22 protein-coding genes and 2 tRNA genes are annotated in these 22708 nt (G+C 36.4%); 21 read left to right on the forward strand and 3 right to left on the reverse strand.

Annotated elements, in window-relative coordinates; genetic code table 11:
• Nucleotides 1-28: 28 nt before the first annotated feature.
• Nucleotides 29-919: a sporulation peptidase YabG gene (gene yabG / locus AHA02nite_RS02480; protein WP_146814019.1), complete on the forward strand. Its 891-nt coding sequence runs from the start codon at nt 29-31 to the stop codon at nt 917-919.
• A gap of 52 nt (nt 920-971) precedes the next feature.
• Here the strand turns inward: yabG and AHA02nite_RS02485 are convergent.
• Nucleotides 972-2299 (reverse strand): IS3 family transposase gene (locus tag AHA02nite_RS02485; RefSeq protein WP_146814021.1). Its coding sequence is split into 2 segments (ribosomal slippage): nt 972-1927 and nt 1927-2299, totalling 1329 coding nucleotides; the frame shifts between segments, so codons are not numbered across the junction.
• A gap of 490 nt (nt 2300-2789) precedes the next feature.
• Between AHA02nite_RS02485 and veg the strand changes: the two genes are divergently transcribed.
• The 19 genes from veg (at nt 2790) to AHA02nite_RS02580 (ending at nt 19589) form a co-directional block, all read left to right on the forward strand.
• Nucleotides 2790-3044 carry a biofilm formation stimulator Veg gene (gene veg / locus AHA02nite_RS02490; protein WP_146814022.1) on the forward strand — a complete coding sequence of 85 codons (255 nt, stop codon included), beginning with the start codon at nt 2790-2792 and terminating at the stop codon, nt 3042-3044.
• Between the two features lie 120 nt (nt 3045-3164).
• Nucleotides 3165-3344 carry a small, acid-soluble spore protein, alpha/beta type gene (locus AHA02nite_RS02495; RefSeq protein ID WP_017186529.1) on the forward strand — a complete coding sequence of 60 codons (180 nt, stop codon included), beginning with the start codon at nt 3165-3167 and terminating at the stop codon, nt 3342-3344.
• 141 nt (nt 3345-3485) lie between these two features.
• A complete protein-coding gene (gene ispE, locus AHA02nite_RS02500; protein WP_146814128.1) occupies nt 3486-4334 on the forward strand; it encodes a 4-(cytidine 5'-diphospho)-2-C-methyl-D-erythritol kinase in 849 nt (282 codons plus the stop codon).
• A gap of 64 nt (nt 4335-4398) precedes the next feature.
• Nucleotides 4399-5214, forward strand: coding sequence for a pur operon repressor (gene purR, locus AHA02nite_RS02505; protein WP_146814025.1), 816 nt, complete (start codon nt 4399-4401; stop codon nt 5212-5214).
• Between the two features lie 192 nt (nt 5215-5406).
• Entirely contained in the window at nt 5407-5694 is a 288-nt protein-coding gene (gene spoVG, locus AHA02nite_RS02510) for a septation regulator SpoVG (RefSeq protein WP_017186526.1), read from the forward strand.
• A gap of 259 nt (nt 5695-5953) precedes the next feature.
• A complete protein-coding gene (gene glmU / locus AHA02nite_RS02515) occupies nt 5954-7327 on the forward strand; it encodes a bifunctional UDP-N-acetylglucosamine diphosphorylase/glucosamine-1-phosphate N-acetyltransferase GlmU (protein WP_146814026.1) in 1374 nt (457 codons plus the stop codon).
• A 57-nt stretch (nt 7328-7384) separates the two neighbouring features.
• The gene (locus AHA02nite_RS02520; RefSeq protein ID WP_146814028.1) at nt 7385-8338 is read left to right on the forward strand and encodes a ribose-phosphate diphosphokinase; all 954 of its coding nucleotides are present in this window, start codon (nt 7385-7387) and stop codon (nt 8336-8338) included.
• Nucleotides 8339-8476: 138 nt separating this feature from the next.
• Nucleotides 8477-9133, forward strand: coding sequence for a 50S ribosomal protein L25/general stress protein Ctc (locus AHA02nite_RS02525; RefSeq protein WP_146814030.1), 657 nt, complete (start codon nt 8477-8479; stop codon nt 9131-9133).
• Between the two features lie 140 nt (nt 9134-9273).
• Nucleotides 9274-9837 (forward strand): aminoacyl-tRNA hydrolase, encoded by a 564-nt coding sequence (pth, locus tag AHA02nite_RS02530; RefSeq protein WP_146814032.1) that lies wholly within the window; start codon nt 9274-9276, stop codon nt 9835-9837.
• Nucleotides 9838-9965: 128 nt separating this feature from the next.
• Nucleotides 9966-10196 carry an anti-sigma-F factor Fin gene (locus AHA02nite_RS02535; protein WP_146814034.1) on the forward strand — a complete coding sequence of 77 codons (231 nt, stop codon included), beginning with the start codon at nt 9966-9968 and terminating at the stop codon, nt 10194-10196.
• Between the two features lie 73 nt (nt 10197-10269).
• Nucleotides 10270-13809, forward strand: a complete 3540-nt coding sequence (gene mfd, locus AHA02nite_RS02540; protein WP_146814036.1) for a transcription-repair coupling factor — start codon at nt 10270-10272, stop codon at nt 13807-13809.
• Nucleotides 13810-13899: 90 nt separating this feature from the next.
• Nucleotides 13900-14433 carry a stage V sporulation protein T gene (gene spoVT, locus AHA02nite_RS02545; protein ID WP_146814038.1) on the forward strand — a complete coding sequence of 178 codons (534 nt, stop codon included), beginning with the start codon at nt 13900-13902 and terminating at the stop codon, nt 14431-14433.
• Nucleotides 14434-14504: 71 nt separating this feature from the next.
• Entirely contained in the window at nt 14505-16085 is a 1581-nt protein-coding gene (locus AHA02nite_RS02550; RefSeq protein WP_146814040.1) for a polysaccharide biosynthesis protein, read from the forward strand.
• Complete coding sequence (gene yabN, locus AHA02nite_RS02555) at nt 16072-17520, forward strand: bifunctional methyltransferase/pyrophosphohydrolase YabN (RefSeq protein ID WP_146814041.1); 1449 nt, start codon at nt 16072-16074, stop codon at nt 17518-17520. Before AHA02nite_RS02550 ends, yabN begins: the two co-directional genes overlap by 14 nt.
• A 13-nt stretch (nt 17521-17533) precedes the next feature.
• The gene (locus AHA02nite_RS02560; protein ID WP_146814044.1) at nt 17534-17803 is read left to right on the forward strand and encodes an RNA-binding S4 domain-containing protein; all 270 of its coding nucleotides are present in this window, start codon (nt 17534-17536) and stop codon (nt 17801-17803) included.
• A 54-nt stretch (nt 17804-17857) separates the two neighbouring features.
• Nucleotides 17858-18163, forward strand: a complete 306-nt coding sequence (gene yabP / locus AHA02nite_RS02565) for a sporulation protein YabP (protein WP_017187582.1) — start codon at nt 17858-17860, stop codon at nt 18161-18163.
• Nucleotides 18160-18768: a spore cortex biosynthesis protein YabQ gene (gene yabQ, locus AHA02nite_RS02570; protein WP_146814046.1), complete on the forward strand. Its 609-nt coding sequence runs from the start codon at nt 18160-18162 to the stop codon at nt 18766-18768. The genes yabP and yabQ overlap by 4 nt, the downstream gene beginning before the upstream one ends.
• Entirely contained in the window at nt 18737-19135 is a 399-nt protein-coding gene (locus tag AHA02nite_RS02575) for a septum formation initiator family protein (RefSeq protein WP_146814048.1), read from the forward strand. Before yabQ ends, AHA02nite_RS02575 begins: the two co-directional genes overlap by 32 nt.
• A gap of 73 nt (nt 19136-19208) precedes the next feature.
• Nucleotides 19209-19589 (forward strand): S1 domain-containing RNA-binding protein, encoded by a 381-nt coding sequence (locus tag AHA02nite_RS02580; protein ID WP_146814050.1) that lies wholly within the window; start codon nt 19209-19211, stop codon nt 19587-19589.
• Between the two features lie 175 nt (nt 19590-19764).
• Here AHA02nite_RS02580 and AHA02nite_RS02585 read toward each other — a convergent pair.
• Nucleotides 19765-19836: transfer RNA gene (locus AHA02nite_RS02585), tRNA-Glu, on the reverse strand.
• Between the two features lie 12 nt (nt 19837-19848).
• Nucleotides 19849-19925 (reverse strand) — tRNA-Met (locus AHA02nite_RS02590).
• A 289-nt stretch (nt 19926-20214) separates the two neighbouring features.
• On the opposite strand from AHA02nite_RS02590, the gene spoIIE reads away from it, so the two are divergent.
• On the forward strand, nt 20215-22662 hold the full coding sequence (spoIIE, locus tag AHA02nite_RS02595; protein WP_146814052.1) for a stage II sporulation protein E: 2448 nt from the start codon (nt 20215-20217) through the stop codon (nt 22660-22662).
• Nucleotides 22663-22708: the final 46 nt, after the last annotated feature.

Consider the following 22708-nt stretch of genomic DNA (forward strand, 5'->3'; position numbering starts at 1 on the left):
GAAGGTAATTAGTGAAAGGGAGAACGAGATGAATTGGCATAGAGGAGAAATCGTGACACGGCACTCTTATGGTCATGACTTGTTATTTCGGGTGCAAAAAGTTTATAACAACCAAGCAATCATCTATGGGGAAAACTTTCGCTTAGAAGCAGATGCCCCATTAGATGACTTAAAGCGTGTACAAAATGATGAGAGACACAAAATTGAACGACAAGTACGCCAAAAAGAAGCAACATCTTATCGAATGTTTAGACAGGATTATTATTTACGTTCATTCCGTGATTATGCACAACCGACTTCGGTTAAAGAAGAGGATGTAGCACAATTTCAGTTATGTCCTAAAGTTCTTCATATTGATGGAGACGCTTTGTTCTTGAAGAAATGTGTCATGCTTTATAAAAGACTTGGCTTACAAGTGCATGGAATTCACGTTGAAGAATCAGAGATGCCATTGAAAATAAAAGAATTAATGGAGAAAGTACAACCAGACATTTTAGTGATTACAGGTCATGACTCATACTCGAAGCAAAAAGGTGAAGAGCATGACATTAGGGCTTATCGTAATAGTAAGTACTTCGTTGAGTCGGTTAGAGAAGCTAGGAAGATCGAGCCGAGTCTTGACCAATTAGTTATATTTGCAGGTGCATGCCAGTCTCACTTTGAATCGCTTATTAAAGCTGGAGCCAATTTCGCAAGTTCCCCTACGAGAATTAACATTCATGCGTTAGACCCAGTTTATGTCATTGCTAAGATTGGTTATACATCTTTTATGGAAAAGGTTAACTTGCATGATGTCATAAATAAAACCATCACAAGAGAAAAAGGGATTGGCGGCGTTGAAACTAGAGGCTTATTTAGAATTGGTTTGCCATACATGAAAGGCTTGCCAGTAACAAATGAGAAATCAAAAGAAGAATGAATAAATTTAAACACCTGAACTGTACCCCGAAAAGTGGACAGTATTAAAAAAACTACGCAGCTAAAAGGTGATCCCGATACTGGTTAGGGGTCATCTTTTTTAATGTCCACTGATATCTTGAAGAATTGTATTCTAATATATACTCATTTATTAAGGATTTCAATTCTTTGATTGTTTGACACCTCTTAATCTCTAATTCATCTTTTAAATGCCCAAAGAAAGACTCTATTGGCGCATTATCCCAACAGTTTCCCTTTCGGGACATCGATTGTATAAAACCATATTCTTTAATTTGTACCTGAAATTCTGGGTGCGTATAGTGAAAGCCTTGATCTGAGTGGAAATAGCACTCAGGGGACACTACATGACCATTTTCGAATAATGTTTCTAGTGTGTTATAAACTAAATCCATCTTCAACGAAGTTGAAACATAATGAGCCAAAATTTCATTCGTTGCACCATCCTTAATAGCTGATAGATAAGCGACATGACCTTTTCCATAGTGTAAATATGTTATATCTGTTAGTAATACTTTTCCTGGCTCACCTTGATCAAACTCACGATTTACAAGGTTTTCACATGTTTTATGCTCTTGAGTGGCTTGAGCCATCTTTTTATAGGGATTGGCTTGTCTAACCTTCGTCTCTAATCCACCTTGATTCATTAACCGACGGATCTTCTTTAAGTTCATAATGACACCATAATCATTTTCTAGTATCATCTTAATGCTTTTGGCTCCTACTTTTTTATTTTTAATTAGAAAAATATGTTGGATCAAATTAAGGTCTTGTGCATCACTTTGTGCGGATTTCAGTCTATACTCTTCATTATTTAACCACTTGTAATAACCACTCTTACTCACGCCGGCTAATTGACACAGATGCCTCGTCATACCATGTAATTGATTAGTTCGAATTGTTCGTTCTATAAGTTCATATTTTTCATGCGGTTTTAGTACTTCTTTTTCATCGCCTGCCTTTCTAGTTCTTCGAGCTTTTTTAAGAAATCAACTTCGCCTTCTAAATAGGCAATTCTAGCTTCTGCTTTTTTTAGCTTTTGCTCAGATGTTAACTCTTTTTCAGCAGGGCGGCCTGTTGAGCCTTTTCCCCTTCTTTCTGTCTGAAACCCTATTTCACCGTATTTGTTATAGGTTGCACGCCATCTTTTCAAACATTCTCCAGGCTTCTTAGAACCAATGACCTTAAGGTCAAACCCATTCTCTGTGAATATTTGTTGAGGGCCTTTACCTTGTAAGTTTTCTTTAACAGCTCGTATTTTGAAGTCAGATCTGTAACTGATTGAACGGTCAGATGCTTTATCTACATTTGGATTTTGTTCAAGTTGTTCCATCTGTTTGGCATTAAAAATTCTTTTACTCATTACGACACATCCCCCAGAGAGAAAGTTTTACCCAGCAGTGGAAATACACGGAGACTCCAATGGGAACAGCGCGAGCCGAAAATCACCCAAAACGACACGGCAGTGAGTTTTGGGAAGTTGAGGCCGTGCCCATGGAAAGCGAAGTGTATTTCCACTGCGGAGTGTTTAAGCCTTACTTGATTAATTTATTATTACCTATTATAACAAGCAACAAGACAACAATTAACATAATAAACCCCAGCTAGGGGACTTTTTATTTTAAGTCCACTAACTGGGGTATAGTTCAACCGTCTAAAAGCGGTGTTTTTAATTTTTTGTCAAAACAACACTGTTGAAAATTGTATATTTATGTATGATTACGTCTTATTAGGTAATGTTAAGAAAAGGAATGGATATTTTATTGACATTGTAACTGTTAAATTGTTATAATGAAAAATTTTTGACTTAACGGCTTAAATATGGTATATTATTGACAGCGAGGTGGAGTCTAATGGGCAAGACATTGGGTGAAATTAAACAAGCATTAGATGTAAAAATTGGTCAACGTTTAACGTTAGAAGCTAATGGTGGGCGCCGCAAAACAATTGAGCGTTGTGGAATTCTAGCGGAAACGTATCCATCTGTTTTTATTGTTGAACTCGACCAAGACGAGCATTCATTTGAGCGCGTATCTTATAGTTACGCGGATGTGTTGACTGAAACGGTCAAAATTACCTTCACAGACGAAATCACCAAGATGGCATAATCCGTAGTTCTACTGCATTACTTCTTTTTGCTAACATCCTCAACACTTTCCATGTTTCAGTTTCTCAAAAGTACATATAATAAGTGTGTCGTAAAAAACGACAAAAGGAGTTGTGGTCCGTTGAGTAGACGTAAAGGCGTTATGTCTGACCGTTTTAAAGAGGAGATCGCAAAAGAGTTAGGTATTTACGACACTGTACAAAGAGAAGGTTGGGGCGGGATTAAGTCTCGCGATGCAGGTAACATGGTGAAAAGAGCAGTTGAGATGGCACAAGAACAAATGGAAAAGGGCCAACGCTAACGTTGGACATAGTAAAAAGTAGGTCTTTTAAAAGGCCTACTTTTTTTACACTTTTGTAATTTGCTATATATTAATTTAGTTGAGCGAACACATGATGATTATGATACAATCACGGTGATAATAAAAACAGAAGGTGAAAATATGGTTTATGAAAAAGCGCCAGCAAAAATTAATTTAACTTTAGATATATTACATAAACGAAAAGATGGATTCCATGAGGTTGAAATGATTATGACATCGATTGATTTGTCAGACCGATTATTTTTTGAAGTTTTGACTAAAGATGTAATCATTGTTGATTCTGAAAATCGATACGTCCCTAATGATCATCGAAACTTAGCGTATCAAGCTGCTAAAGTTTTTAAGAAACAATGTGGAATTCGTTCAGGTGTTAAAATTGATATTGATAAAAACATACCTGTAGCTGCAGGTTTAGCTGGGGGAAGTAGTGATGCTGCAGCAACAATTAGAGGTTTGAACCGTTTGTTTTCGACTGGCCTTTCAAACGAACAGATGGAAAAAATGGCTGAGCAAATCGGCTCTGATGTGCCTTATTGTATTCAAGGTGGTACTCAGCTAGCAAAAGGACGGGGTGAAGTGTTGACACCACTACCTCCATTGCCGGCTTGTTACGTCGTATTAGCAAAACCGAAAATTGGTGTATCAACGAAAGAGGTTTATGGAAAAGTAGATTTAAATAATATGATCCACCCTAACAATGAACTAGCTATTAAAGCATTAGAAGACCAAGACTTTCAAGCGGTGTGTGATCAAATGGTAAATGTACTTGAACCTATAACGATGAACATGCATAAAGAAATTAGTCCAATTAAAGAACAAATGGATAACGCGGATGCTGATGGCGTTTTAATGAGTGGGAGCGGGCCGACTGTATATGCAATAGTTAAGCAACAGTCCAAGGCTGAAAGAATTTATAATAGCTTGAAAGGTTTTTGTGAGGAAGTTTATGTCGTCCATTCTTTGCGATAAGTTGGAAATTACAAATAATACATGATATATTATAGGTTAATATTCGTGTTTTGAGGTGTAGTAGATGAAACGTAGTGAGAGAATTGTGGCGATGACACATCACTTTAAAGAAAATCCGAGGAAATTAATCTCGCTTCCTTATTTTGTTGATTCTTTTCAGGCAGCAAAGTCATCTGTAAGCGAGGATATAGATATTATTGATGAAATGTTCCAGTCTTTAGGGATCGGTAGAATTGAGACAACAGCAGGAGCTTCTGGTGGTGTTCGTTATATACCTGATTTTAACCATGACCAAGGCCGTCAATTTATTGACCGATTAATTCATGTATTAGAAGATCCAAACCGTATTTTACCAGGCGGTTATGTATACATGAGTGATATATTAGGTGATTACAATTACATTAGAGAAACGGGTAAAGTGTTCGGTGCTGCCTTTAAAGATGTAGACCTTGATTATATTGTTACAGTAGCGACTAAAGGAATACCATTAGCATATGCGGTTGCTGAAGTGCTAAATGTACCAGTCGTCATAATTAGAAGGGATCCTAAAGTAACAGAAGGTTCAACCGTAAGTATTAATTATGTCTCTGGTTCTTCAAGAAAAATTCAAACGATGGCTTTAGCTAAAAGAAGTATTCAAGAAGAGTCAAACGTTCTACTAATTGATGACTTTATGAAAGCTGGTGGCACCATTAAAGGTATGGAAAATTTAATGCAAGAGTTTAATGCTACGGTTAAAGGAATTGCTGTATTAGCAGAAGCTGAAGATGAAGACGAAGAACGTCGTGTAGAAGACTATGTGTCGTTATTAAAAATTCAAGAAGTAAATGAAAGATCAGGTGCTATAAAAGTTATACCAGGTAATTATTTTAATAGTTAATTAGTAGGGGGAAATAGCCCCCTCTTTTTTTACAGTAAATTTTGTCACAAAATTATAAAAAAATAAATTTTTTAGAAGGATTTTCGGATTCATTGTTGAAAGGTAATAGAGAGGGTCTTAAAAGCTTAGTGTTGAGCTTGTGAGACTTACGACATGTTTTGTAGTTATTTATCTAAAAGGTGGTGAGACATAATGCAAGTAACTGACGTAAGGCTTCGTCGCGTGAATACGGATGGTCGTATGCGAGCGATCGCTTCGATTACATTGGATGATGAGTTCGTTGTACATGACATTCGTGTCATTGATGGGAACAATGGATTATTTGTAGCGATGCCGAGTAAACGAACTCCAGATGGAGAGTTTAGAGACATTGCTCATCCAATTAATTCGGGTACACGTGGTAAGATTCAAGATGCCGTTTTAGAAGAATACCACCGTGTCGGTGAAGAAGTTGAATATGAAGAAGCAGGTGCTTCTTAAAATTTTTAGAGAAGTTCAATCGCCCGTGATTGGACTTCTTTTTTATATTTTACCTCTTTTCAATAGAATTAAACCCCGATTAATCGAAATAGAAGAATTATTAAATGCCCTACTTATGAAAGTAAAAAATACCACAACAATATTAAATAGGATTAAGTTGCATGTGCTATCTATTTAAGATATATTCATAATGGATGATTATAAGGATTAAGATACCCTTTTTTCGATAAATTTCGCATGATTAGTTGGAGGGAAAATGATGTCAAAACGTTTCGCGGTCGTATTGGCTGCAGGAGTAGGCTCAAGAATGAAATCAAGCCTCTATAAAGTGTTACATCCTGTATGTGGTAAGCCAATGGTTCAACATGTTGTCGACCAACTACATAAATCTCAGTTAGATGAAATAGTAACAATTGTTGGTCATGGAGCTGAGTCTGTACAAGAGCAGTTAGGTGATCAAACAGCTTATGCCATTCAAGGAGAACAATTAGGGACAGGTCATGCTGTCCAAATGGCAAGTAGTCAGTTAGAAGGAAAGCAAGGAACAACAGTTGTTGTCTGTGGGGATACACCACTTTTAACTTCAGAAACGATTAGTCAGTTAATGAATCAACATGAGCAAGAACAGGCTAAAGTAACTGTTCTAACAACTGAAGTTGAAGAACCAACTGGATATGGTCGAATTATTCGCAATGAACAAGGACATGTCGAAAAAATCGTTGAAGAAAAAGATGCAAACGAAACAGAAAAGGCCGTACAAGAAATTAATACAGGAACGTATTGTTTTGACAATAAGTTGTTGTTTGATGCATTAAAACAAGTGTCTAATAACAATGCGCAAGGTGAATATTATTTACCGGATGTTTTAGAAATTGCTAATAATCATGGAGAAAAAGTAGCCGCTTTTCAAACGAAAAACGTAAGTGAAACAGTAGGTGTAAATGATCGTGTCGCCCTTTCTAAAGCAGAAAAACTGCTAAAGGATCGCATTAATGAACAGCATATGCGTAATGGCGTCTCCATTGTAGATCCTGACAACACATATATTGGAGCGGATGTTTTAATTGGCACAGACGTTACAATCGAGCCTGGTACACACATTAAAGGCCAGACTCGAGTGGGTAACTATACGACTATTGGTCCAAATACGGAAGTTGAAAACTGTGAAATCGGTGAAGGGTCAACGATCAAACAAAGTGTTGTTACAGACAGTTATGTTGGATCCAATGTACAAATTGGTCCATTTGCCCATATTAGACCAGAAAGTCATTTAGAAGATGAAGTAAAAATTGGTAACTTTGTAGAAGTGAAGAAGACAAGTATGCAAACAGGTAGTAAAGCTTCTCACCTTTCGTACTTAGGAGATGCTGAAATTGGATCAGACGTTAATGTTGGCTGTGGTAGTATTACAGTGAACTACGATGGTCGATCGAAGCATAAGACAGTTATTGAGGACGGCGCTTTTATTGGCTGTAACTCTAATTTAGTAGCCCCAGTTAAAGTAGAGAAGGGTGCATATGTTGCAGCAGGTTCAACTATTACAAAAAACGTACCCGAAAAAGCATTATCAATTGCTCGATCTCGCCAAGAAAACAAAGAAGGATATGTGGAGCGATTAAATAAACGATCATAATTTTGGCTTAATATAGCCTGAAAATATAACAATTATTATTGTGGAGGTTCCTGTTCTATGGCTAATCATTACAAAGACCCTTATTTGAAAGTGTTCACATTAAACTCTAACCCTGAATTAGCGCAAGAAATTGCAGATTCTGTTGGCGTTGAATTAGGGAAATGTTCTGTTAAACGCTTTAAAGACGGTGAAGTACAAATTAATATTGAAGAAAGTATTCGTGGTTGTGACGTTTTCGTCGTTCAATCAACAAGTAATCCAGTAAACGAACATTTAATGGAATTACTCATTATGGTAGACGCATTAAAGAGAGCTTCAGCTCGTACGATCAATATTGTAATGCCTTACTATGGTTATGCAAGACAGGACCGTAAAGCTCGATCAAGAGAACCGATTACATCGAAGCTTGTGGCAGATCTATTAGAAACAGCAGGCGCTGACCGTGTCGTTACAGTAGACTTACATGCAGCTCAAATTCAAGGTTTCTTTAACATTCCAATTGACCACTTAGTTGGAGTTCCGACATTATCTGACTATTTCTTAAGCAAAGAGTTAGAAGATGTGGTCATCGTTTCACCTGACCATGGTGGTGTAACGCGTGCTAGACATATGGCTGACCGATTAAAAGCTCCAATAGCGATTATTGATAAGCGTCGTCCTCAACCAAACGTAGCCGAAGTAATGAACATCGTTGGTAATATTGAAGGAAAGACGGCTATTTTGGTCGATGATATTATCGATACTGCGGGTACGATTACGTTAGCAGCGAATGCGATGATCGAAAATGGAGCAAAAGAAGTATATGCTTGCTGTACACACCCGGTATTATCCGGACCAGCAATTGAACGAATTGAAAACTCAGCAATTAAAGAATGTGTTGTGACGAATACAATCAAACTATCGGATGACTTAGGCACAGATAAAATTGTTACACTATCAGTCGGAAAGATGGTTGGTGAATCAATTAAACGTGTTCATGAGCACCGTTCTATCAGCAGTCTATTTGACTAAAATTTAGTTAATAAATTTAGTCACTCTGCTAATTTTTGTTAAGATTTGCATCTTTTAAATTTTACTTTTGCGTTTAAAAAGGTATAATAAAGGGTAAGAGTAAATATCAGAGATTTCTTAAAACGGAGGTTGTAACACATGGCAGCAGTAATTCAAGCGAAAGAAAGACCAGACACAAGAAATTCTGTCACTAAATCAATTCGTAGAGAAGGTTTTGTACCTGCAGTCGTTTACGGCAAAGGTAAAGAACCAGTAACAATTTCAGTAGAAAACATGGATTTAGTTAAGAAAGTAAGAGATGAAGGCCGTAACGCGGTATTCTCATTACAAATTGAAGGCGGTAAATCGTTAGACGCTATGCTATATGATTACCAAACAGATTCAATTAGACAAGACTTAACTCATATCGATTTCTACCTAGTAGATATGTCTACTGAAGTGGATGTCGAAGTGACGATTAATATTGATGGTGAGTCTAAGGGTGAAAAAGAAGGTGGCGTACTGCAGCAAACGTTGCATACATTAAACATTAGAACAACACCTAATAAGATCCCAGATGAAATTACTATAGCTTCAGCTGATTTAGATATTGGCGACAGTGTTACAGTTGGCGACCTTAAAACAACAAAAGACTATGAAATCCTAGATGATGATGAGTCGACGATTGTGACGGTTTTACCACCACAACAAGCAGATGTTCCTGAAGTAGGTGAAGAAGGAGCAGCTGGAGATGAACAAGCTGAGCCTGAAGTGATTAATGATAAATCTGATGGCGAAGGCGAAAACGAAGAATAATTTGATATTTACTTGAAGTGAACAGATCGAAGTCATACTCAGTTGTGAGCTTCGGTCTGTTTTCTAATTTATACTGATAAAAGTGACTATTATGTAAAATATAAACTTAACAGCATATCGAGTTAAAGGAGTTACATATAATGAAGTGCATTGTTGGGTTAGGCAATCCAGGCTTAAAGTACAAAAAAACACGACATAATATTGGATTTCAAGTCATTGATTATATAGCGAAAGAAAATGGCTGGAAGTTTAAAAAAGATAAGTTCAATGCCCATTACATTCAAGAAGTAGTTAATGGAGAGAAAGTATTATTGCTAAAGCCACAAACATATATGAATCGTTCAGGCCAATCAGTCAAAGAAGCAACTGATTACTTTAATATCGATGCAGAGAATGTATTAGTAATATACGATGACCTAGACTTACCGACAGGGAAAATTAGGTTGCGCCAAAAAGGTGGACATGGTGGGCATAACGGAATAAGAGATATAATCGCTCAATTAGACACTAAAGAATTTAATCGAATCCGCTTTGGAATTGGTCGACCAGAAGGTAATGAAAGTGTAACAGATTATGTATTAGGCAAATTCTCAAAAGCAGAGCAAGTTGACATTACACCGTCAATTAAAAAGTCGAAAGAAGCCTATGAAACTTGGTGTGAGAAACCATTTTTACAAGTGATGAACGATTTCAACCAATCTTAATAATTGAATAAGGAACCTTTTATTTGGAAAACCTATAACTAGTTTTCACTTCACATTTTAAAAACAGATTTGTGTAGTTTTGCATATCATGAATTAGTTGAAATGTGGAAGTTTAAGGAGGTTCCTTTGTGTCAGCAAAAGTAAAATGTCGTCATTGTAGTCGAAACCTCGGTGAGATCGATGATACAAAACAAGTGCAACAATTGATTGAACAACAGTCGCTAACGCAAGAAGAATTAAATGATATATTACAAGAAGGAGAACAGGGTGAGTTGAATGTTCTTCTCGTATGTGAAGAATGTGAGGATATACTCTCACAAAATCCAAGTTTATTTGAATTAGAAAACTTTATCCATTAACCCGCTTTGGTGAGAGCCAAAGCATTTTTCTGTTGAGAAATACCCGTCTTGTGATTTGAAGGGGGAGCATAGAATGAAGAACATAAAAGACTATTTAGTAACTCAAGATGATTTTGCTCATATAATTGATGGTATAGAAACTGGCATGAATGAACAGCTCATATCTGGGTTAACGAACTCAACAAGAGCTGTATTAGCTTCACTTATTCATGAATCCGCTAAACAACCAATTCTATATGTAACCCATCAATTATCACAAGCGCAAAAAGTATATGAAGAGTTATTATCCATTACAGAAGATGAAAGTAAGATCCATTTATACCCTGCCAATGAGTTATTAGCAGCAGAGATCGTCTCATCTTCACCTGAGTTAAAAGCTCAAAGACTTGAAGCATTGAAAAATTGGCAGAAACACGAAAAAGGGATCATGGTCGTACCAGTATCAGCTTTAAAACGATTATTGCCCCCTAAAGAGTTAGTTGAACAATTTCAAGTTTATTTTAAAGTTGGTGAGGAAAAGCCACTGGAAGAAGCGATTAAAGATGTACAACGATTAGGTTATAAGATGGTTGATTTAGTGAACGCACCGGGTGAGATGAGTCGCCGTGGAGGAATTGTTGACGTATATCCTTTAACCGAAGCCTACCCCGTTCGAATCGAGTGGTTTGATGACGAAGTAGAATCGATTCGGTATTTTGATGCCGAAACTCAGCGTTCACAAGGTGAGATGGACCATTTTGATATCTCACCTGCAGAGGAATTTGTTTTAACACATGAACAAATGGAACAAGCAGCTGAGAAGCTTAAATCATTACTGAAGTCATCGGTTGAACAGTTAAAGAGCGATCAACAAAAAGAGCGTTTGTATGAAAAAGTAAACTACGACATTGAGCGGCTTGAACAAGGAGAGATTTTTACCGGGATATATCAGTATTTGACGTTGCTTTATGAAGATACGAGTAGTTTACTAGATTATTTACCTAAAAATAGTGTTGTATTACTAGATGAAATGAGTCGTATTTCGGAAACAGCAGAACAATTGGATCGTGAAGAGGCTAATTGGTACACTGAAATGCTTGAACAACAAGATATTGTAAATGGCTTACAATTGTCATTCGATTGGTATCAAGTATGGGACAAAATGAAATTCTCTAAAATCTATATGTCATTATTTTTAAGACATATCCCTAATACGAAACCGGAAAACATTATTAACATTTCAAGCCGTCAAATGCAGCAATTCCATGGTCAGATGAATTTGTTAAAAAATGAAATGGACAGATGGATGCAAGCAGAATATTCCGTTGTCATTATTGCTGCCGATGATGAAAGAGCTAAAAGAGTAGAGCGTGTTTTAGAAGATTATGACATGGTTTCTCATAGACCGAATCAGTTAACTGAACTGCCTGTCCAAGAACCAATTATTATTCAAGGTAGTATTAGTGAAGGTTTTGAAATGCCGAGTTACAAACTGGCGGTATTAACAGAGGAAGAACTGTTCAGAAAGAAAATGCCAAAAAAGCGTAAGAAGCAAAAGATCTCAAACGCTGAGCGAATTAAAAGTTATCAAGAGCTTGAAACAGGCGACTATGTTGTACATACGAACCATGGTATTGGTAAGTATTTAGGAATTGAAACGATGCAAGTAAATAATGTGCACAAAGATTATATGGTATTACGTTATTCGGGTAATGATAAACTGTTTGTCCCTGTCGAACAAATTGATCAAGTGCAAAAGTATGTCGGCTCAGAAGGAAAAGAGCCTAAACTTTATCGTTTAGGTGGAACTGAATGGAAGAAAGTTAAATCACGAGTCCAGTCTTCAGTAGAAGATATTGCTGATGATTTAATTCAACTTTATGCAGAACGAGAAGCTTCAAAAGGATATGCTTTCTCAAAAGATAGTGAAATGCAAAAAGACTTTGAAGCGGCTTTTCCTTACGAAGAGACAGAGGATCAGTTGCGTTGTATTGAAGAAGTTAAGGACGACATGGAAAGAGAACGCCCAATGGACCGTCTTCTTTGTGGTGATGTTGGTTATGGTAAGACAGAAGTTGCTATTCGTGCAGCGTTTAAAGCAGTAATCGATAATAAGCAAGTTGCTTTACTTGTGCCAACGACTATTTTAGCACAGCAACATTTTGAAACGTTTCTAGAAAGGTTTCAAGACTTTGGACTAAATGTAGGTATACTAAGTCGTTTCCAAACGGCTAAACAACAAAAGGAAACGTTAGACCAACTTGAAAAAGGTCTAGTCGATGTTGTAATTGGAACGCATCGTCTTCTTTCAAAAGACATTAAATTTAAAGATTTAGGGTTATTAATTATTGATGAAGAGCAACGTTTCGGTGTTAAACATAAAGAGAAGATTAAACAGCTAAGGTCGAATGTTGATGTACTAACGTTAACAGCTACGCCAATTCCAAGAACACTTCATATGTCAATGGTTGGTGTAAGAGACCTTTCTGTAATTGAAACACCGCCTGAAAATCGTTTTCCAATTCAAACTTACGTAGTGGAGTACAACCCACCATTCATTAAGGAAGCGATTGAAAGAGAAATGTCGCGCGATGGCCAAGTCTTCTTCTTATATAATCGAGTCGATATGATTGATCGTGTTGCAGCCGAGATCGATGAGCTAGTGGAAGATGCGCGGGTTGCACATGCTCATGGACAAATGAATGAAAGGCAGCTTGAGAACATTATTTTAGATTTCCTTGAAGGGAATTATGATGTTTTAGTGAGTACCACAATCATTGAAACCGGTGTTGATATACCGAATGTTAATACTTTAATTGTTAACGATGCTGATAAAATGGGCTTAAGTCAGCTTTATCAGTTGCGGGGGCGAGTTGGACGTTCAAACCGTTTAGCTTACGCTTATTTCACACATCAAAAAGATAAAGTGTTAAGTGAAGTGGCTGAAAAGAGGTTAGAGGCGATAAAAGAATTTACTGAGTTAGGCTCTGGTTTTAAAATCGCTATGCGCGATTTATCGATAAGAGGTGCTGGTAACTTATTAGGTACTGAACAGCATGGTTTCATTGATTCAGTCGGTTTTGATTTGTACTCACAAATGCTTAACGAAGCCATTCAAGCGAAACAAGAAGGCAAAACTTATGAAGAAACGAAACCATTTGAAGTCGAAATGACGTTATCTTTAGATGCATATATTCCAAGCGAATACATTGAGGATGAAACACAGAAGATTCATATGTACAAACGCATTCATGCGGTTAAAGAAGTTAGTGAGATCTTTGAGATTAAAGATGAACTAATCGACCGTTTTGGACCGTATCCGCAAGAAGTTGAAGAGCTTATGCAAGTAGCACGTATTAGGTTACTTGCTCAAAAAGAAAAAGTAGAAACAGTTCATGAGAAAAACAATAAAATAGAAATGCTTATGCAAGAAGAAGAAAGTCTAAAAATTGATGGGTCTGAATTATTCATGTTAGCTAATGAGTATGGTCGGATGGTTCAATTAGGTACAGAAGGTCAAAAGTTAAAAATCAAGATTCAATACAACCATAAAAACAAACAAGAGCGTTACGATGTATTGGAAGATTTGCTATCAAAATTAGAAAACGTGAAAAAACAACCAAATCATGAATAGTTTTCTCCTGTTGCTTCATACTACAAACACGAGTAAATCATTAAACACTCATCTATATGAGTACATCACAGAAAGCGGGGATTGCAGAGTATGAAAGCAACAGGAATAGTACGTCGTATTGATGACCTAGGAAGAGTTGTTGTCCCTAAAGAAATAAGGCGCACGTTACGCATTCGAGAGGGAGACCCTTTGGAGATCTTTGTTGACCGTGAAGGTGAAGTCATTTTAAAAAAGTACTCACCTATTAACGAATTAAGTGAGTTTGCACAAGAGTATGCTCATTCACTTTTCGATGCCACGGGATATAAAGTATTAATTTCCGATCGAGACGAGTTTATATCTGCCGCGGGTGCTTCGAAGAAAGAGTACTTAAATAAAAGTATTGGCCAACCTATTGAAAAGGCAATGGAAAAACGAGAAGCAGTAGTGGAACGAAATGAATATACGTTAGAAATGATTCAAGGGCAAGAAGAGACGGTCGCATCGTTTCTTATTCAACCGATTGTAACAAATGGTGATCCAGTAGGCAGTATTATTATGTATGCAGATAAAGGATCTCTTACTGATGTTGAAATTAAAGTGTGTGAAACGGCAGCTAACTTCTTAGCTAGGCAGATGGAATAATAAAAATAATATCTTTAATTATGTATGTGATATAATATAACCAATACTTATTTAGACAAGTGAGGAACGACATGTCGAACTCGAGTGCATGGATTAAAGGTACGGTTATATTAACAATCGCAGCATTGATTGGAAAGGTGCTTGGAATGGTTTATCGCATCCCGTTGCAAAACTTGGCAGGGGATGAAGGGCTATATGTATACCAACAGATTTACCCTGTTATTTCATTAGCTCTTATGTTGTCCATTTATAGTTTGCCAAGCGCTTTTTCGCATGTATTAACATATTACTCACCACAAAACGCCCAGATTCGTTTCAAAAACGTATCTGTGGTGTTTTATTTATTAGTGACATTAGGTTTTATGGTAGCTTTAACGCTATATGTGGCATCGCCTTTCTTAGTTAATTTAATGGGAGACGACCGATTATTGTTCCCATTTAAGATGACAAGCCTACTATTTTTGCTTATCCCGATCACAGCCTTTTTCAGAGGATATTTTCAGTTTAAACAACAAGAAGCGATTTTTGCTTTATCACAAGTGACAGAGCAATTAATACGTGTGTTATTAATTGTTGTTTCAACTATAATCATCGTGAACTATGGGCTATCGGTGTATAACATTGGATGGCTTGCTACAGTGGCAACATTAGCAGGTGTAGTCTTTGCTATTTTAGTTTTATTATTTTTTTACTTTAAGTATAGAAAGACTACGAAGGAAACAGTTTCTTTAAAACTAAAAAAAGTTTTAGTTCCGTTAATAACAGGTATGGTTGTTTATAGCTTAACTCACGTCTTACATCTCATTGTTCAGTTCGTTGATGTTTTGACAATGGTTAACAGCTTAAAAGAATTTGGCAATACATTTACAGAAGCGGTCAATTCAAAAGGTGTCTACGATCGGGGCAATCCATTAGTGCAGCTAGGGCTTGTTTTTGGTTCAGCTTTAGCTTTATCGATTGTTCCAGCGATCCAAATGAATGAACCGAGTGAACAAAAAGTTACCGAGTGGAATCAAGTATTTGCTTTTAAATTAACATTTTTGTTTTCGTTGAGTGCTGCCTTTGGTTTAGTGGCGATCATGCCTGTTTTAAACCCATTATTTTACTTGTCTAGTGATGGTACAGTAGCGATTCAGTTAATGATGGTATTAGTCTTTTTGTTTTCAATGATTATGACGCTTTCTGTACTTCTACAAGGACATGGTATTCGCGTAGCACAAGTCAAATGGCTAGCTCTACTATTAGTTGTGAAGTGGATGTTAAACATTCTATTAATACAACAGTTTGGCATAATTGGAGCTAGTCTTGCTTCAGTGATCGCGACTGGACTTATTGTAATAGTATTTTATCGATTATGGTCATCAAGAGTGGTGGCTAAAGGGATTAATCGATTTTTAGTTAAAGCTTCTGCTGTTGTTCTCTTAATGACTACTGTGGTATATAGCTTGAACTTGTTAGCGAGATACTTTGTTGCACTAGATGAAAGATTACTATTACTATTAATAGTAATTGCTCTTTGTTTTATAGGTGCTGTAATTGTTTTATATTGTATTGATCGAATAAAGTTATTTACAGACGAAGAACAAGCAGCAATTAATACGATACCATTGATAAAAAAGCTAAGAAAGTTGGGTAAGTATGGGGCGCATTAAAGTAATTGGTCTAGGAGCTAGTACGATTGAACAGCTACCGTTAGGTGTCTATCGTGAACTGATTAAGAGTAGCCGAGTCTTAACGAGGACTATAAATCACCCAGTAATAGACGAATTAGTAGATGAAGGAGTTCAATTTCAAAGCTTTGATAAAATCTATGAAAAGAACGAACAATTTGAAAATGTTTATGATGTCATCGCCAATGATCTAATTAACCAAGCAAAGGAAGAAGACGTTATCTATACGGTTCCAGGACATCCAATGGTTGCTGAAAAAACGGTTCAACTTCTATTAAATGCAAATGAAACTAACGTAGAAGTAGAAATAGAAGGAGGACAAAGTTTCCTTGACCCTCTATTTACAGCGGTTCAAATTGATCCAATTGAAGGTTTTCAACTGTTAGATGGAACTAATTTAGATAGAAGCAAGATTCAATATGAAAACCATCTACTCATTAGCCAAGTGTTTGATACTTTTACAGCTTCAGAGGTAAAACTGACGCTAATGGAAGACTTACCGTTTGACTACCCAATTACAATTGTTGAAGAAGCCGGTAGCCATAATGAAACAGTTAAAACAGTACCTTTACATGAATTAGATCGTGACTTTCAAGTGAGTAATTTAATTACGCTATATATTAGACCACAAGAACGCAATCAGTTACACCATACTTTTGCTGCATTAAAGGAAGTTATTGCTACTTTAAGAGGGCCAAATGGTTGCCCGTGGGATCAAAAACAAACACACGAGTCGTTAAGACCGTATTTAATTGAGGAAGCATATGAAGTAATCGAAGCAATTGATGCTCAAGATGATGATCACCTTGCTGAAGAGTTAGGTGATGTCTTGTTACAAATTATGTTACATAGCCAAATTGGTGAAGAGAATGGATTCTTTACCGTCGATGATGTAATAAAAGGAATTACAGACAAAATGGTTGAGCGCCATCCACATGTTTTTAGTGATGTATCAGTTAAATCTGTCGATGAAGTAACAGACAACTGGGAAGCAATTAAACAGAAAGACAAGCCGAAGACACAGTCAGTTCTTGATGGATTAAATGACGCTCTACCGCGCTTGTTGTATGCAAAAGAGATCCAAAAGAAAGTAGCGAAAGTAGGCTTTGATTGGCAAGAAGAAAGCCCAGTAATTAATAAAGTTAAAGAAGAAATAGAGGAATTCCATGACGCTATAGCGAATAAGTCAATAGATGAAGCAGAAATGGAGTTAGGTGATGTTTTATTCTCGATTGTTAATTTAGGCCGATTTTATAAAATTGACCCTGAAATAGCTTTAAATAAAACGTGTGAGAAGTTTATTAGTCGCTTTAAAGAAGTAGAAAAATTAGTGCAACAAAATAATGAAACGTTAACTAATTTATCTTTAGAGCATTTAGATCAGTATTGGGAACAAGTTAAATCATCAAAAGCATGAAAGAGGTGTTAACATGCGCTTAGATAAATTTTTGAAACTATCGAGACTCATTAAAAGAAGAACAGTTGCAAAAGACGTAGCTAGCCAAGGTAGAATCCAAGTTAATGGACAGTCAGCCAAAGCTTCTACTGACTTAAAAGTCGGTGATGAAGTGATGATTCAATACGGACATAAAAAACTAACAATTAAAGTAGAGTCCTTACAGGAACATGTAAAAAAAGATCAAACGTCTCGACTATATTCAGTAATTAATGAAGAAAAAATAGAGTCCAATTCAATTTAATAGCATGTTTTTAATCCCTCTATCATACGGTAGTAGTGAATAGGAGGGAAGGACATGCCATACGAAAAACAGTTATATCAAGGGGAACGTGAAACGAAACGTGAACATGACCTGAAGTTGAAAGACCGTCGCAAGTTAGAAGTGACAGGTGTTTTAGATGTAGATAGCTTTGATACAGAAGAGTTTCTATTAAAAACAACGATGGGCTATTTACTGATTCGCGGTCACAACTTGCATATGAAGAACTTGAATGTTGATGAAGGTTTCTTAACGATTCAAGGTAAAATTCATTCATTTGACTACATTGATGAAAATAAACAAAACCAAGCTAAAGGAATCTTTAGCAAGTTGTTTAAATGACGCTAAGTACACAGTTTATTACCATGTTAACAATGGTCTTCGCAGGCATCCTCTCTGTCGGATCATTTGATACTTATAAAAGGTTGTTAAGACCACAAGTCTATTGGCAACAGTACGCAATAGATATATTGTTCTTTCTAACGATGGGATCTGTTGTTTATTACTTGTTGTTCTTAGCTAATGGTGGTATTTTACGATTTTACTTAGTCATAGCATTCTTGCTAGGAGTTTCAGCGTACTATGCATTGTTTCAAAGTTTATTTTTAAAAATGTTAGAAGTAACCATTCGGATCATTGTGAACTTGTACAATTTTATTACAAACTTAGTAAATCTATTACTTGTTAAGCCAATAGTATGGATTTTACTACTGAGTTTTAGTATAATTGTTGCAATTGGAAGGTTTTTACTAAAGTTGTTGCAATTGCTCATTAAGGTCTTGTTCGCAATAATCTCGCCTTTCGTTCCAAGAATAGTAAAAAAGTACCTTAATAGTTTTGTCCATACTTGCGATAATGAAATTAGAAGATGGTGGAAAATATTAAGGTCTTGGTGGGAAAATAGGAGGAAGACAAGTGTTGAAAAGAAAGGGAACGAAGACGAATAACGTAAAAAAAATAAATACGACTTATGTTAAACAACAAGAACAACATTTAGAACGTAAGCAACGAGAAAAGAAACTATTGATTCGTCGACTTGTAGCTTTTGGCGTTCTCTTTTCGATCATAGTCGGAACCCTTTCACTTTATTTTTTTCAACAGCAGACTATTCATAGTGAGAAGGAAAGTGAGTACGAACAACTTCAAAGCGAGCTTCAAGCTCAGTTAGAAGAGCAAGAAGAGCTAGAGCGCGAAGTTGAGTTGTTAAATGATGTGGATTATTTATTGCAAATAGCAAGAAAAGATTACTTTTTTTCTAAAGAAGGAGAAATTATTTTTACTTTACCAGAGGAAGAGGAAGAGCCTTCTTATTGACACTTTTTAAAAAGCTTATATATAATAGTAAGGAATAGATCTTTTAATAAATCTAAGGAGGAGCATTTTCTTTATGTCAGTTGAAGTAGGCAGCAAGGTGCGCGGTAAAGTTACCCGCATTACTAACTTTGGAGCATTTGTGGAATTACCAGAGGGCTCAACAGGACTGGTCCACATTAGTGAGGTAGCTAATAAGTACGTTAAAGACATCAATGAACATTTAGCAGTAGGGGATGAAGTTGATGTTAAAGTTTTAAATGTAGAAGACAACGGAAAGATCGGCCTTTCAATTAAAAAGGCGGATGAAAAGTTCGAAAGGCAAGAGCAGAAAAAGCGAACTGAAAACTTTGAATCAAAGATGAATCAATTTCTAAAAGATAGTGAAGATAAGTTAGCCTCACTTAAGAAGCACACAGAATCCCGTCGTGGAGGTCGAGGTGCTAAAAGAGGATAATCTTGCTGTCTATGAAAGTAGCAGTATATATAGTTAATGTTGATAATACAGCACGTAACTCTTTTTAGGGTTACGTGTTTTTTGGTTCTAATATACTTGTTGAAGTAGCCCTACTTTAGAGCATAAATAATCAAAATAAAAAACACGCCATAATTATATGACGTGTTTTAAGTAGTGACCCATAGGGGATTCGAACCCCTGTTACCGCCGTGAAAGGGCGGTGTCTTAACCACTTGACCAATGGGCCTTAATATTTAAATGGTAGCGGCGGAGGGGATCGAACCCCCGACCTCACGGGTATGAACCGTACGCTCTCGCCAGCTGAGCTACACCGCCATATGTTGTTTCCTCTTGTTGAGCACAAAAATTATAGTACAACACGTTATTTCACATGTCAACAATATTTTCATCTTTTCTTTAATAAAAATTCGATTTACTTATACGAAAAGAGCTAACAAAAGCTAAAAACTGCTTTAAACCGCGCGAGCCTTCAGTATAAAAAGTGTAGAATAAAGTTATTTCATGAAGTATGTAAGTCGAATACTTTTTTTACCACTATCCTTTATTTTGACAAAGTTTTAGTCATAAATATGTTTGAATTTTCATATAAAGGGGTGGTGACAAAATGGAACGATTACTTAAAATGGCAGTATTAGCTGATGGTTCAAAGATCCATAAAATTGGTCAATGGATCGCATCGTTAAAAAGCTCTGTTAGCCAACTACTTTTTGCCCGTGGGGTTTTACTTTATATATTAAGCTTCTTTTTAGGACGAGCTATTGTATTAACATCAATATCTCCATTTGCTTTAGCATTTTTAGCAACTGCAATCATAGCAAAAAGGCAATTTGCTTTTCCAACATTTCTTTTTGCGGTAGCTGGGGCGATTACGGTTAGTTTCTCGCACGCTTCCTATATTTTGCTTTCAGGCTTAATATTAATGATGCTCTATAAGAAATGGGTGCACAAAGTAGAGAAGCGAATTAAATGGATGGCAGTGTCTACATTCGTTAGTGTTGTAGTTGGTCGACTAATTGTACAAGCTGTTACAGGAACAGTAGTTATATACGATGTAGCAACTTTTGTGTTAGAGGCAGCTTTAGCTGGTTTTCTTGTTATGGTCTTTATTCAATCTTATCCTTTTTTAAAACTTAAAGCGCCTCGTCTTAAACTGAAAGTCGAAGAAATGGTTTGTATCGTTATTTTATCAACGGCTGTCTTAACAGGGTTTGTCGGCCTCTCAATATATGAATTGTCTTTAGAACAAATAGGAGCTATGTACTTAGTAGTTATGGCTGCTTTTATTGCTGGAGCAACTGTCGGTTCAGCGGTCGGTGTTATGATCGGGTTAATGTTAAGTTTAGTCAGCGCTTTTCATTTGTATCAAGTCAGTTTGTTAGCACTAGCCGGGTTACTAGGTGGGCTAATGAAAGATGTTAATCGGTATGCTGTTACAATAGGGCTTTTTGTGTCAGCTTTTTTAATCGGTATGTACAACATTGAAGTCATTCCACTTGAGCAACTGTTATTACAAGCGGTTGTTGCAGCAGCTTTGTTTATGTTAACCCCGAAAAGTTTAATTAGTAAAGTTGCGAAATACGTTCCAGGAACTGAAGAAGAAAAAGAGGAAAATGAACAGTATTTACAAAAAGTTCGAGATGCTACTGCTAGTCGTGTAGAACGTTTTTCTGAAATGTTCGAAGCGTTATCTCATAGTTTTGCTTATATCGATACAGATGGTAAGCCAAGTGATCCGAATAGTGATGTAGACGAATATTTAAGTCGAGTAACAGAGAAAACTTGTCAAACTTGCTTAAAAAAGCATTCTTGCTGGGTGAATAATTTTGATCGAACTTACCCAGTCTTACAACAAACGATTATGTCGATTGAAGAGAATGATACATCCAATGTTAATTTTAATGTCGGCAAACTTAAAAACTTTTGCGTTAAAAGTGATCAAGTTGTCGATCAAATGCGTTATGAATTGTCTTACTATAAAGCGAACAAACGCTTAAAGCAACAAGTGAAAGAGAGTAGGAAGTTTGTTTCTGAACAATTAAATGGTGTGTCAGAAGTTATGAATAACTTTGCAAAAGAAATGGTGAAAGAACGAGAAGAGTATTTTTGGCACGAGCAAGAAATTCGTAGAATGCTAGAAGCTCATCATTTTTCCTTAGAGCATTTAGAATTGTTTTCTATTGAAAAAGGAAATGTTGATGTTGAGATGACGGTATATTTTAATGATTATCGAGGTGAAGGCGAGAAGTTAATTGCGCCCCTCTTATCGGATCTGTTAGATGAAACAGTTGTCGTTGAAGATGAACAATCAGTAAACGAAAGGAATGGAGACCGTACATTTACGTTTAGTTCCGTGAAAAATTATCAGCTTAGTTCAGGTGTTGCCCACGCAGCGAAGAAAGGCAACTTCTTATCAGGTGATAGTTATTTAATGCTAGAGTTAGGTAAAAGTCGATTCGCTTTAGCAATTAGTGATGGAATGGGTAATGGTGAACGCGCTTATTTAGAAAGCTCTGAGACATTGAAGTTACTTAAGCAAATTTTACAATCAGGAATAAATGAGCAAGTGGCATTACAATCCATTAATTCAATCTTATCGTTAAGAACTTCAGATGAGATCTATGCGACATTAGATTTGGCGTTCATTGATTTACAAGAGCCTCATGCCAACTTTTTAAAGATCGGCGCGATGGTAAGTTATATAAAACGTGGAAGTTCAGTGTACCCTGTAGAGTCCGGTAACTTGCCAATCGGTATTTTAGAAGAATTTGATGTAGAGCCTGTTCGTGAAGAGTTAAAAGACGGTGACCTATTAATTATGGTAAGTGACGGCATATTAGAGTCCATGAATTTTAGTGAAAACCGTGAAGCGTGGTTAAAGCGCAAAATCCGTGAAATTGAAACAGAAGACCCACAAGCCGTAGCAGATTTAGTATTAGAAGAGACAATTCGGAGTAATCATGGTCATATCATTGATGATATGACGGTACTCGTTACGAAAGTAGAGAAAAGTAGACCGAAGTGGGCTTCTTTCTCTTCTGTAGCATCTGTCTAGCTGACGTATATTCTCCTCATTTCATGTCAACAATGGTTATAGCAAA

It is taken from the genome of Alkalibacillus haloalkaliphilus (genome assembly GCF_007991275.1).
In the GTDB taxonomy this organism is placed as follows: Bacteria; Bacillota; Bacilli; order Bacillales; family Alkalibacillaceae; genus Alkalibacillus; species Alkalibacillus haloalkaliphilus.